The organism is Cognatundibacterium griseum, from assembly GCF_014284195.1.
GTDB lineage: Bacteria > Pseudomonadota > Gammaproteobacteria > Burkholderiales > Burkholderiaceae_D > Undibacterium > Undibacterium griseum.
Map to the genome: position 1 here is coordinate 251,666 of NZ_JACOGC010000002.1, position 12,201 is coordinate 263,866.

The following is a 12,201-nucleotide window of genomic DNA, read 5'->3' on the forward strand; positions in this document are numbered from 1 at the left end:
TGAGTGAAGAATGGAAAAGAAATCTCAATTATTGGGGCCAGCATTAATTGGTGCAGCTGCTATTGTGATTGTGGCAGGCGGCATGTACTACCTCGCCGGCAGCCGGCAGCTGCCGGAAGGGCTGATTGCCGCCAGCGGACGAATCGAAGGTGAGCGCATTGTGGCGGCTGCTAAGTTTCCGGGACGGATTCGTCAGATGCTGGCAAAAGAAGGAGATGCGATTGTTGCCGGTGCAGTGGTGGCGCAACTGGAAGATGACAGTTTTCTCGCAAAAACCGAGCAGGCAAAACAGGCATTGAATGCCACTGAAGCGCAGCTGGGTGCCGCCCAGGCGAGTCTTGAGATTGCGCAGAAAGAAGTACCGATCGGCGTCAGTGTGGCCGATGCAACGCTGAGTCAGGCACAGGCGGCGTTGCAAAAGGCAGAAGCGGTTGAACAGCAGGCGGCACGCGATGCGCAGCGGCATAAAGAACTGTTTGAGCGCGGCGTGATTGAGCGTCATCGCTATGAACAGGCAGATCTCGGATGGCGTGTGGCCAGTGCCGATGTCAGCGCTGCGCAGCAGGCGGTGAGCCGTGCCCGGCAGGGCGCTGCGCAGGCGGGTCTCGGCAACGATAAAGTCAAGGCGAAGCAGAAGGAAGTGGATGCCTTGCGTGCGCAAAAAGATCGTGCCGCTGCGGCGGTCAGCGAAGCCAATTCGGTTTTGGCTGACCTGACGATTAAAGCGCCGTCGGGAGGTATCGTCCTGACACGCCTGCGTGAGCCCGGTGAAGTCGTCATACCGGGAGGTGCGGTGCTGGAAATGGTGAATCTCGATAATCTGTATCTGAAAGTGTATGTGCCCGAATCACGTATTGGTCAGGTCCGTCTGGGTTTGCCGGTACGGATTTATACCGATGCGCAGCCGGATAAATATTACGAAGGGAAGGTCAGCTATATTTCATCGCGTGCAGAATTTACGCCGAAAGAAGTGCAAACCACCGATGAGCGGGTCAAGCTGGTGTACGCAGTCAAACTTGCCATTACAGGCAATCCGGGACATCAGCTGACTCCGGGGTTACCGGCAGATGCCGTCATCCGCTGGAAAGACGGTACCGAATGGCAAAAGCCACGCTGGAAATAATGATGTCTTTGACGATGCAGGCGGCTGAACCGGCGGAAAAAATCGTCGTTGATGCGCAGGAATTGGGCAAACGTTATGGCAGCCAGATTGCTATGGACGGGGTAACGCTGCAGGTCAGGGCGGGTGAAATCTACGGGTTGATCGGCCCCGATGGCGCAGGAAAAAGCAGCTTATTGAAATCGGTTGCCGGTGTCCTGGCGCATGACAGCGGGCGTCTGCAGATATTCGGGCAACTGGTTGATTCTGAGGCAGCCAGCGAAACGGTCAAAGACCGCATCGGCCTGATGCCGCAAGGTCTGGGACAAAACCTGTATGGGGATTTGTCGGTGGAGGAAAACATCGACTATTTCGGTGGCCTGCGCCTGTTAAGCCGGGAGGAGCTCAGTGAGCGTAAAGAGGCATTACTAAAAAGCACCCGGCTGGAGCGCTTTCGCGACCGGCCTATGAAAAATCTCTCCGGCGGCATGAAACAGAAACTCGGACTGGTGTGCACACTGATCCACGAACCCAGACTGGTGATTCTGGATGAACCTACAACGGGAGTTGACCCGGTTTCCCGCCGCGAATTCTGGAGCATTCTGGCACGTTTGCTGAAAGAAAAAGGCATTACTGCACTGGTATCAACGGCATATATGGATGAGGCCAGCCGCTTTCACCGCGTATCTCTGATGCACGCCGGAAAAATCCTGGCTTCCGGCGAGCCGGAAAAGATCCGCGTACTGGCTGCCGGAAGCATTGTCGCCGGAGTGTGCGCAGACGCCGGGCAGCAAGTCTTGGCCGCGCATCGTTTGTCTGCGCAGTTTCCACAAATGGAAGTGCTGGGCCAGGAAATACGCGTGTTCACCGATACAACGGACAGACAGCAGGCCAGGGCGATGGTGCTGGAATGCCTGCAGGAAATTGCCTTATCCGCTTGTGAAGTGCTGGAGCCTGAACTGGAAGATGTGTTCATTGCCCTGTTGCGGCAAAAAAATCTGGTACGTCAAGAAACTGAAGCCGGCACGGCACAACTGCCGTCTGACGGCCCGCGCTGCAGCACGCAGGGGCTGGCAATCGAAGCGGAACAGCTGAGCCGCACTTTCGGAGAGTTCAAGGCAGTCGATCAGGTCAGTTTTCAGGTGCCCCAGGGGGAAATTTTTGGCTTGCTCGGCGCCAATGGTGCGGGCAAGAGCACCGTGATTAAAATGCTGACCGGCATTCTGAGTCAGACAGCAGGAAAAGGCCGGGTTGCCGGTGCCGACGTCCGTACCGGAGGTCGCCAGATCCGTGAACGCATTGGCTATATGTCGCAGGCATTTTCCCTGTATCTCGATTTATCGGTGCTGGAAAATATCCGCCTGTATGCCGGTATTTATGGCCTGACAAGGAAAGAAACGGCTGCCCGTATGGACTGGATACTCGATATGGCGGGTCTGCGGCCTTTCGGACACAGCCTGACAGCCAGTTTGCCCATGGGGCTGCGGCAGCGGCTGGCGTTAGGCTGTGCCCTGATTCACCGTCCTCAGGTTCTGTTTCTGGATGAGCCGACTTCCGGCGTTGACCCGCTGGGGCGGCGCGCTTTCTGGGATGTGCTGTTCCGGTTGTCGCGGGAAGAAAATGTGACGATTCTGGTAACCACGCATTACATGTCGGAAGCGGAGCATTGCGATCATATTGCACTCATGTTTGCAGGCCGGGTCGTTGCCGATGCGTCACCGGAACAACTCAAGCTGGATGTGGAGCAGCAGGCTGGAAAACTGTATGAAATTCATTGTCAGGATGCACCGGCGGCAATGCTGCAACTGCAGGCTGCAGGATTTCTGAACGCAGCATTGTTCGGATCTCGGATTCATGTCCTGCTGCCATCGCCTGAACGCGATTTACAGCAGATAACTGCCGTGCTGGGGAGTAGCGGAACAGTCAGTATCCTGCCGCGACGCTTATCGATGGAAGATGTATTTGTGCATATCGTGACCAAACTGGAGGCGCAAGACCGGCATCCGGGGGGAGGACAGTCATGAATTTACGACGTATCCGGGTAGTGGCATATAAGGAATGGCGCGAAATCGTGCGCGACAGATTATTCTTTATACTTGCCTTCGTTGTACCTTCTTTGCTGATGCTGCTGTTCGGTTATGGATTGTCGCTGGATGTGGAAAATATTCCGTTCGCGATTATTGATTACGATCAGTCATCCCTGTCCCGTGATTATGCGCACCGCTTCACGGATTCCCGCTATTTCTCATTTCAGGGCTATGCACAGCGAGAGGCCGAGGTGGAAAGACTGGTCATCGATAACACGCTGCGGGCAGTCATCATTATTCCTCCTCGCTTCGGTGAAGATCTCAGAGCGGGACGTGCAACCGATGTCCAGACCTGGATTGACGGTACTTTTCCATTCCGCGCCCTGACCACGAAAGGATATGTCACGGCCATTAATGCTGCTGTTAATCTGGAAAACCTGTCGGCCCATGTGTCGGCACTCAGCGGCGTCCGGCAGGAAGATATTCAGTCACATTTGCAGCCTGTACAGCTGGAAACCCGCTATCTGTATAACCAGGAAGTGAAAAGCATCTGGTCGGTTGCGCCGAAGCTGATCATGGTGATTCTGATGCTGTCACCGCCGTTTCTGACCGCGCTCGGTGTGGTGCGGGAAAAGGAATCCGGAGCGATTTACAATGTGTATTCTTCCACGCTGTCACGGGGGGAATACCTGATCGGGAAATTATTACCTTATGTCGGTATTTCAGTCATCAATGCCTGTGCGCTGACGGCGTTTGTGTTATTGCTGTTCGGCGCACCGTTCAAGGGCAATCTGCTTTTCTTTCTCCTTGCTACGATTTTGTATGTGATTTGCACGACCGGTATCGGTTTGCTGGTATCGGTGGTGGTCAATACTCAGGTGGCTGCCATGGTGGGAACAGCGATTGTGACAGTGGTGCCTGCCGTACTCTATTCCGGAATGATTATTCCGATTCCTTCCCTGTCGGCGGTCGCGGCTGTGATCGCGCACCTGCTGCCTGGAATGTATTACGCAGAAATTGTGATCGGCAGTTTTTTGAAAGGTGTTGGTTTGATGGCCCTGTGGCCGGATATGCTGATTCTGGCAGCCTATGCCGCCGTGCTGTTCAGTGCCGGTTTTCTGGCATTTCATAAACGTCCGCGTTATTGATGCCGCCGAATCACCTGATGCTCTGGAGCCCGACGTATGTTTTTATTTGACCGTATCTGGTGGAGCCGCCTGCAGGCGATGACCTGGAAAGAGTTATTGCAGTTATTCCGCGATCCGGTGCTGCTGATTTTTGTGCTGTACGCATTTTCTGCCGATATTTATAACGCTGCGTCCGGCGTGTCATTCCAGTTAAATAATGCGGCATTAGTCTTGTCGGATATGGATCGCAGTGCGGCTTCCCGTGAACTGGCCGGACGTTTCATGCCACCAGAGTTCCGTTGGGCGGGCACGATCAGCCATGCTGCGCAGGGGCAGCGGCTGCTGGATGATGGAAAGGCGATGGCTGTGCTGGATATTCCGCCTGGCTTTGGTGCCGCTTTAGCCCGTGGCGAAAAAGCGGCAGTGCAATTGCAGATTGATGCTTCCAATTCCGTGCAGGGTTTTCTCGCATCGGTGGATGCGACGCAGATTGTGGCGCGGTTCGGGCTGGAGCAGATCGCCGGGCAATGGGGCATCAACCCGGGCGGCGGAAATGCAGCAAGGGATTTGCCGATGATCCGGAGTCACACGCGGGTCTGGTTTAACCCGAATCAGAACGATGCCTGGTTTATGGGAATCTCGGAATTACTGAATGTGGTGACTTTATTTTCCATGCTTTTGCCGGCAGCCGCCATGGTGAGGGAAAAAGAACGCGGAACGATCGAACAGTTGCTGGTATCGCCACTGTCACCGATGCAGATCATGGTGCCAAAGATGATAGCGATGGTGGCCGTGATTCTGGCAGGAACCGCACTGGGGCTGTTTGGCATGCTGATTCCGGTGTTTTCGATTCCGGTTAACGGCAGTCTGTTGCTGTTTTTTGCGCTGACAACCTTATACGTCAGCACGCTGGCAGGAATAGGAATCCTGATTGCGACCGTGACCAGAAATATGGCGCAGGCAGGCATGATGGTGATTCTGATTCTGGCGCCGATGATGTTTTTATCCGGAGCCTGGACTCCGCCTGAGGCAATGCCTGCCGTGATGCGTTTCGGGATGTACGTGTCGCCTTTGTATTACTACATCAATGCCAGTTATGGCATTCTGATGAAAGGTGCCGGGATCGTCGTGCTGTGGCCGATGTTTCTGGGTATCTTCTGTATCGGCGTGCTCGTCAGTATCAGTACGATACGGCGTTTTCATCGGCAGTTTGCCTGAACCTGCAGTGCCATCAGAGATGTTTTAAATGGAATTGACTATGACGCCGGAATCCTTGTTTTCATTAGCAGGCAAACGTGGTGTGATCATCGGGCTGGCAAATGCGCACAGCATTGCGTATGGCTGCGCTGCCGTTGCCCATGCGCTGGGGGCGCAGATGGTATTGTCCTGCCTGAACGATAAAGCGCTGCAGTTCGTGGCGCCGCTGGCGGAGCAGTTGCAATCACCGCTCTTGGTATGCGATGTTGAAAAGGAGGACGAGCTGGAGCGGCTGATTCAGTTCGCTGCAGACAGAATGGGTAAAATTGATTTCCTGATTCATTCTGTTGCCTGGGCTCCGCTGACCGATTTGCATGGACGTGTGCTCGACAGTTCCGCGCAGGGATTTTTGCAGGCGATGAATATTTCCTGTCATTCGTTTGCGCGGGCTGCCCGTTTATCCGAGCCACATCTGGCACCGGGAGCCAGTCTGATGACCATGAGCTATCTCGGTGCAGATGAAGCGGTGGCGCACTATGGCCTGATGGGGCCGGTCAAGGCGGCGCTGGAATCGCTGGTGCGGTATCTGGCTGTGGAGATGGGACCGGCCGGAACGCGGGTGCATGCGATTTCACCCGGACCGGTACCGACCCGCGCTGCATCCGGTTTGCAGGAATTTGATGTGCTGATGGAAAAAGCAAAGACGAATGCGCCATTAAAGCGCCTGGTCACTCTGCAGGAGATTGGTCAGCTTGCCGCCTTTCTGATCAGCGATGCCGCATCGGGTATGACTGGCCAGACCCTGTATGTGGATGGCGGTTACCATATTGTGAACTGAGCGTGCCGTCTGATGGCGGCCGGCAGATAAAGATTAACAACAAATCCGGCAAGATCCGTCACCTTGTCTGTTTCAACCTGGGGAAGTCAAAATGAATGATCCTGTTTATCCTGTGCATACACAGCAGGGACTGATCTCGAATGTCGTGTATGACGATATCCGGATCGGGCAGAGTGCGAGTTACACACGAACGCTGAATCAGGCAGATATTCAGGCATTTGCAGCCGTTTCCGGCGATGTGAATCCGGCGCATCTTGATCCTGAGTATGCCCGGAATACCTTGTTTCATGGTGTGATTGCGCATGGTATGTGGGGGGGGGCGCTGATTTCAACTGTGCTCGGAACCCAGCTGCCCGGACCGGGAACGATTTATCTGGAGCAGAATCTGCATTTCTCCAAACCGGTACGTATCGGCGACACCCTGACTGTCACTGTCACGGTGCTGTCCAAAGATGACGAGAAAAAACGGGTTACTCTGGACTGTCTGATTAAAAATCAGCAGGACATCATCGTTGTGTCCGGTCATGCACTGGTAATTGCGCCGACGGAAAAGGTCAGCCGGCAACGTATGCAGTTGCCGACCGTGGCCATGTTTGAGCTTGGCATGCGGCAGAAAAAACTGCTGGACAGTGTCAGCGCACTGGAGCCAGTGCGTTGTGCCGTGGTTCATCCCTGTGATGCTGATTCACTGGCAGGTGCGCTTGATGCCGCACGTCAGGGATTGATTATTCCCGTGCTGATTGCACCTGCTGAAAAACTGCGTGATGTTGCCCGGTGCGCCGGACTCGATATCAGTCAGGTTGAACTGATCGATGTTCCTCATAGCCATGCGGCGGCAGATCGCGCGGTTGCGCTGGCGGAAGGCGGGCAAGTTGAAGCGCTGATGAAAGGCAGTCTGCATACCGATGAACTGATGGGAGCGGTGGTGCACAGCACAGCGCTGCGTACCAAGCGCCGCTTATCGCATGTCTTTCATCTGGATGTGCCGATGTATCACAAAGTGCTGCTGCTGACAGATGCTGCTTTGAATATCGCACCGGAGCTGGCGGAAAAAGCGGATATCCTGCAAAACGCCATTAATCTGGCACACGCATTGCAGATTGCCCAGCCCAAGGTGGCACTGCTGTCTGCAGTGGAAACGGTCAATTCTAAAATGCAGTCGACACTGGATGCTGCCGCATTGTGCAAGATGGTTGAGCGCAGACAGATTACCGGCGCATTGGTCGATGGCCCGTTGGCGTTTGATAACGCAATTTCTGCAGAGGCAGCGCATATCAAAGGGATCGATTCTCCAGTGGCTGGTGATCCGGATATCCTGATGGTACCCGATCTGGAGTCCGGCAATATGTTGGCCAAGCAGTTTGAATATCTGGCCGGAGCGGCCACTTGCGGTATCGTGCTGGGCGCGCGGGTTCCGATTGCGCTGACCAGCCGTGCCGATGGTGTGGCAAGCCGTGTTGCCTCGGCCGCACTGGTGAAATTGCTGGCGCATGAATACAGAAAAAACACACCATGACCATAACCCACAGCATTACCGCAGAACGGCAGCCAGCGATCCTGTCGGTGAATTCCGGTTCCTCGACGGTGAAGTTTGCTTTATACCCGCTGCACGATCAACTGGTGGATGCTGCTGTTGTCTCCGGCGTGGTGGAAGGGCTGGAGCCGGGTGGGAAACCTTGTATCTGCCTCAGTGACCAAACGGGGCGCCAGACTTTTCCACTGACCACCGGCGTCACCGGAAGTGACGCCTTTACGGCAGCATTGACCGAATTGCGTCGCCTGATTGCGTCGTACGGCAAGGATATTGACGTAACTGCGATTGCGCATCGGGTTGTGCATGGCGGCGAGCAATATGCGGCCTCGGTACTGATTGATCGCGCTGCGGTGAGTTACCTGCAAACCCTGAATCCACTGGCACCGCTGCACCAGCCGCATAATCTTGAAGGTATTCTGGCGTTTCAGCGTGCCTATCCGGACATTCCCCAGATTGCCTGTTTTGACACCGGATTCCACGCAGAATTGCCGGTGTGTGAAAAAACGCTGGCTTTGCCGCAATCATTGCGCGATGCCGGAATCCGTCGTTATGGTTTTCACGGGCTGTCTTACCGCTATGTCGCGCAGCGACTGGCAGAATACAGCAGCAAAGCAGCGCAGCGTGTCGTCATGGCACATCTGGGTAACGGTGCCAGTGCATGCGCCATGTTGCAAGGAAAGAGTGTCGCTACCACCATGGGCTTTTCGGCGCTGGATGGCCTGATGATGGGAACCCGGTGCGGTGCGCTGGATCCGGGAGTTTTACTGTATCTGATGCAGGCAGGATGGGATGCGGCCAGACTGGAAAAGACGCTGTATAAAGAATCCGGTTTGCTGGGTGTTTCCGGGCTTTCAGCCGATATGCGGACATTGCGCCAGAGCGGTTCACCGGCGGCACAGGCTGCAATTGCCTTGTTCACATACCGGGTCATGCGCGAGTGTGCCGGCCTGACCGCTTGCACCGGCGGGCTGGACGTGCTGGCTTTTACCGGCGGGATAGGAGAACATGATACGGTATTGCGCGGACAGGTTGTGGAGGGCTTGCATTATCTGGGACTGAAGATCGATCCGGAAAAAAATGCTGCCGCTACCGGCGATCAGACTATGGCCATTCATGCAGCAGACAGCCAGGTCGAAATCTGGGTTGTTCCGACGGATGAAGGCCGGATTGCTGCAATGGATGCTTCTGCGATTATTGGCCCTAAGCGGGTCTGTCCGGCTTGAAAGAAAGCCAGGCCGGAGGTCTGAATAAATACTGCAGCGGTCGCCACACCGGTTGTTGTGCCAGCCGGAAAACAAGCACGGGAAGCAGTATTCCCGCGGCGCAGCCTGCCAATAAATGCAGCCAGGCTGAATCAATATGCAGAAATCTGCTCAAAACAATCCGCATGCCGCTGCCCGCCAGAATATGCATCAGATAAACCGGCATGGAGTAATACCCCAACGTTTCAAATATCTGCAGCCAGCGTATGCCTGACCGTGCCATTGACATCGCCAGACCACTGACCAGCATGATGCCGCTGCAGGCCAGCAACAGGTTCAACGGAGAATGATCGCTGAACAGCAGCCGCAACGGCGCATGAAACAGCCATTCGGCACTCACAAACAGCACTCCTGATGCGATCAGCAATGGTATCGCGTAAGGTGCCAGATAGCGATGCAGTTCGTCTTTCCAGTAAAAGCCATAAGCGCCCATCAAAAAGAAAATCAGATATCCGCCCAGGAAATCAAGCGGAAAAGACAGCGCCAGCCATACAGACAAACACCATGCGGCCAGTGCGCCGCCCACAGCCAGCAGCGTTGTGCGGCCAGTCACAGGCTGATGCTGGCGCAGCGTGACTGCCATGAGCACAAATAAGCCGAACAGGACATATAAAAACCAGAACTGCGCGCGCGGCTGCCAGAGCAGCGACAAGACTTCCGTCATGTTTGTCTTGGCAGTGGTGAAACGTGACAACAGCACTTCTGTGCCGCCCTGCAGCAGCGACCAGAGCAGGTAGGGATAAAGAATGCTGTCGATCTTTTCTGCAATCAGCCCGCGGCTGCCGTATTTTTTTAGGCCGGGTAGCAGGAACAGACCTGACAGGAAAAAAAACAGCGGCATGTGAAAGCTGTAGATCACACTGTCGGCCACTGTAAACCAGGCCAGATCCACAGCCATGCCTGCATTGACGACGCCGCGGCTCACATGGCCGTATACCACCAGCAAAATGCCGATTCCCTTGGCAAAATCAACCCAGTTTTCGCGCTTTTGCTGCATGGTTGTCACATCAGGATAATATCGTACTGCTCCTGATGGAACATGTTTTCCACTTGCAGGGAAATCGGTTTTCCGATGAAATCACCCAGCATGGCCAGATGCTGCGATTCTTCTTCCAGAAACATATCCACCACGACCTGCGAGGCCATGATGCGGAATTCGCGCGGATTAAACTGCTTGGCTTCCCGCAGCAGCTCACGCAGTATCTCGTAGCAGATGGTACGGGCGGTCTTGACCTGTCCTTTGCCGTTACATGCGGGGCAGGTTTCGCACAGGACGTGGGCCAGTGATTCGCGGGTGCGTTTGCGGGTGACTTCAACCAGGCCCAGAGCAGAGAAGCCAGATACTGACAATTTGGTACGGTCGCGAGACAGTGCTTTGTTCAGCTCCGACAGCACAGCGGCTTTGTGCTCATCATTTTCCATGTCGATGATATCGAGAATGATGATACCGCCCAGATTGCGCAGGCGCAGCTGACGGGCGATGGCGTGCGCCGCTTCCAGATTGGTTTTGAAGATCGTATCGTCAAAATTGCGACCAGCGACGAAGCTGCCGGTATTGACGTCGATCGTCGTCATGGCTTCGGTCTGGTCGACAATCAGGTAACCGCCGGATTTCAGATCGACGCGGCGACCCAGCGCCCGTTCGATTTCCTCTTCGACGCCATACAGGTCAAACAGCGGACGTTCGCCGGTGTAATGCTGCAGCTTGGTCAGCACGGAAGGCATGTAGCGGTTGGCGAACTCCTGCAGCATCAGATAATTCTCGCGGGAATCCACCTGAATACTGTCGGTTTCTTCATTCACGAAATCACGCAGCACGCGCTGCGCCAGATTGAGATCCTGATACAGTAATGTGGTTGGCGGCTGGGTTTTTGCCAGTTGTGTAATGGTGGACCAGGTGCGCCGCAGATAATCGATATCGGCTTTTAAATCTTCGTCGGAAGCGTCTTCAGCCATTGTCCTGACGATGAAGCCACCTTTTTCATCTGGCTGCTGCAGTCCCTGTACTTTGCTGCGCAGCGCTTCACGTTCAGCTTCGTTTTCAATTTTTTGCGAGATGCCGATATGCGAATCCTGAGGAAGATACACCAGCATGCGCCCGGCAATCGAAATCTGGGTCGAAAGGCGGGCACCCTTGGTGCCTATCGGGTCTTTGATCACCTGCACGGTGACTGACTGGCCGTCAAACAGCAGTTTTTCAATCGGAATCAGCGGTGCGTTCGCATTGCCTTCTTGTGGCCGGGCATCCCAGATGTCGGCGACATGCAGGAAAGCGGCCCGTTCCAGACCGATATCGATAAATGCAGATTGCATGCCAGGCAGCACGCGCACGACTTTACCGAGATAAATATTCCCGACCAGTCCGCGGGACAAGGTTCTTTCTATATGCAACTCTTGTACTGCTCCCTGAAAAATCAGGGCGACACGGGTTTCTTGCGGAGTAATGTTAATGAGGAGGTTTTCGCTCATGAATATCGGAAATTAAGGAATAAAAATGCCGGACTGACGTAATGCCTGACAGGTCTCGAATAAGGGTAACCCCATAATGCCAGAATAACTGCCATTGATGTGTGAAATGAAGCGGGCGGCAGCGCCTTGTATGCCGTAGCCGCCTGCTTTGTCGTAGGGTTCCTGGGTGCTGCAATAGGCAAGAATCTGTTTTTCAGTCAGGGGGCTGAAGGTGACTTCGGAATGCTGTGTCATGCTGATCTGCCCGTTCAGGTGCTGTACCGTGAGGCTGGTCAGCACCTGGTGGGTCTGACCGGCCAGCATCGTGAGCATCTCGATGGCTGCTTCCCGGCTGGCCGGTTTTCCCAATATCTGATTTCCGTAAACGACGGTGGTATCTGCCGCCAGCACCGGACGTACCGGTAATTTGCGCATGTGCATGACTTTCCATGCCATATCGGCTTTTTCTTTTGTGACACGGCTCACATATGCCTGCGGCAGTTCGCCCGGCAAGACGATTTCACTGACATCCGGGCCACGTGGCGATGCATCGCGTAACCGCAGCAATTCAAATTCGATGCCAACTTGCGAGAGCAATTCTCTGCGGCGCGGGCTTTTGGAGGCGAGGTAAATTTTGTTATCAGGCAGCATGTTTGTCGAAAGTGAGAT

10 protein-coding genes are annotated in these 12,201 nt (G+C 54.7%); 7 read left to right on the forward strand and 3 right to left on the reverse strand.

What is annotated here, in order from left to right; genetic code table 11:
- The first annotated feature begins 10 nt into the window (after positions 1–10).
- From H8K27_RS05600 to H8K27_RS05630, 7 genes are all read left to right on the forward strand, one after another.
- Positions 11–1,123, forward strand: a complete 1,113-nt coding sequence (locus H8K27_RS05600) for an HlyD family secretion protein (protein WP_186862217.1) — start codon at positions 11–13, stop codon at positions 1,121–1,123.
- The gene (locus tag H8K27_RS05605) at positions 1,099–3,123 is read left to right on the forward strand and encodes an ATP-binding cassette domain-containing protein (RefSeq protein ID WP_222610607.1); all 2,025 of its coding nucleotides are present in this window, start codon (positions 1,099–1,101) and stop codon (positions 3,121–3,123) included. Before H8K27_RS05600 ends, H8K27_RS05605 begins: the two co-directional genes overlap by 25 nt.
- Positions 3,120–4,274: an ABC transporter permease gene (locus H8K27_RS05610; protein ID WP_186862218.1), complete on the forward strand. Its 1,155-nt coding sequence runs from the start codon at positions 3,120–3,122 to the stop codon at positions 4,272–4,274. The genes H8K27_RS05605 and H8K27_RS05610 overlap by 4 nt, the downstream gene beginning before the upstream one ends.
- Before the next feature lie 36 nt (positions 4,275–4,310).
- Positions 4,311–5,471, forward strand: coding sequence for an ABC transporter permease (locus H8K27_RS05615; RefSeq protein WP_186862219.1), 1,161 nt, complete (start codon positions 4,311–4,313; stop codon positions 5,469–5,471).
- Positions 5,472–5,499: 28 nt separating this feature from the next.
- Positions 5,500–6,288: an enoyl-ACP reductase FabI gene (gene fabI, locus H8K27_RS05620; protein WP_230418967.1), complete on the forward strand. Its 789-nt coding sequence runs from the start codon at positions 5,500–5,502 to the stop codon at positions 6,286–6,288.
- A gap of 91 nt (positions 6,289–6,379) precedes the next feature.
- Positions 6,380–7,804: a bifunctional enoyl-CoA hydratase/phosphate acetyltransferase gene (locus H8K27_RS05625; RefSeq protein WP_186862220.1), complete on the forward strand. Its 1,425-nt coding sequence runs from the start codon at positions 6,380–6,382 to the stop codon at positions 7,802–7,804.
- The gene (locus H8K27_RS05630) at positions 7,801–9,045 is read left to right on the forward strand and encodes an acetate/propionate family kinase (protein WP_186862221.1); all 1,245 of its coding nucleotides are present in this window, start codon (positions 7,801–7,803) and stop codon (positions 9,043–9,045) included. Before H8K27_RS05625 ends, H8K27_RS05630 begins: the two co-directional genes overlap by 4 nt.
- On the opposite strand, the gene H8K27_RS05635 is transcribed toward H8K27_RS05630, so the two are convergent.
- From H8K27_RS05635 to H8K27_RS05645, 3 genes are read right to left on the reverse strand one after another with little or no spacing between them, the layout of a single operon-like run.
- Positions 9,023–10,081, reverse strand: coding sequence for an acyltransferase family protein (locus H8K27_RS05635; protein ID WP_186862222.1), 1,059 nt, complete (start codon positions 10,079–10,081; stop codon positions 9,023–9,025). The genes H8K27_RS05630 and H8K27_RS05635 overlap by 23 nt on opposite strands.
- A gap of 5 nt (positions 10,082–10,086) precedes the next feature.
- The gene (rng, locus tag H8K27_RS05640) at positions 10,087–11,553 is read right to left on the reverse strand and encodes a ribonuclease G (RefSeq protein ID WP_186862223.1); all 1,467 of its coding nucleotides are present in this window, start codon (positions 11,551–11,553) and stop codon (positions 10,087–10,089) included.
- A 12-nt stretch (positions 11,554–11,565) separates the two neighbouring features.
- A complete protein-coding gene (locus H8K27_RS05645; RefSeq protein WP_186862224.1) occupies positions 11,566–12,183 on the reverse strand; it encodes a Maf family protein in 618 nt (205 codons plus the stop codon).
- Positions 12,184–12,201 lie beyond the last annotated feature (18 nt).

Excerpts from the sequence above, each read along its gene's own strand:
- H8K27_RS05610 (WP_186862218.1), top strand. The coding sequence starts at position 3,120 with ATGAATTTACGACGTATCCGGGTAGTGGCATATAAGGAATGGCGCGAA.
- H8K27_RS05635 (WP_186862222.1), bottom strand. The coding sequence starts at position 10,081 with ATGCAGCAAAAGCGCGAAAACTGGGTTGATTTTGCCAAGGGAATCGGC.
- fabI (WP_230418967.1), top strand. The coding sequence starts at position 5,500 with ATGGAATTGACTATGACGCCGGAATCCTTGTTTTCATTAGCAGGCAAA.
- H8K27_RS05645 (WP_186862224.1), bottom strand. The coding sequence starts at position 12,183 with ATGCTGCCTGATAACAAAATTTACCTCGCCTCCAAAAGCCCGCGCCGC.
- H8K27_RS05615 (WP_186862219.1), top strand. The coding sequence starts at position 4,311 with ATGTTTTTATTTGACCGTATCTGGTGGAGCCGCCTGCAGGCGATGACC.
- rng (WP_186862223.1), bottom strand. The coding sequence starts at position 11,553 with ATGAGCGAAAACCTCCTCATTAACATTACTCCGCAAGAAACCCGTGTC.
- H8K27_RS05600 (WP_186862217.1), top strand. The coding sequence starts at position 11 with ATGGAAAAGAAATCTCAATTATTGGGGCCAGCATTAATTGGTGCAGCT.
- H8K27_RS05605 (WP_222610607.1), top strand. The coding sequence starts at position 1,099 with ATGGCAAAAGCCACGCTGGAAATAATGATGTCTTTGACGATGCAGGCG.
- H8K27_RS05630 (WP_186862221.1), top strand. The coding sequence starts at position 7,801 with ATGACCATAACCCACAGCATTACCGCAGAACGGCAGCCAGCGATCCTG.
- H8K27_RS05625 (WP_186862220.1), top strand. The coding sequence starts at position 6,380 with ATGAATGATCCTGTTTATCCTGTGCATACACAGCAGGGACTGATCTCG.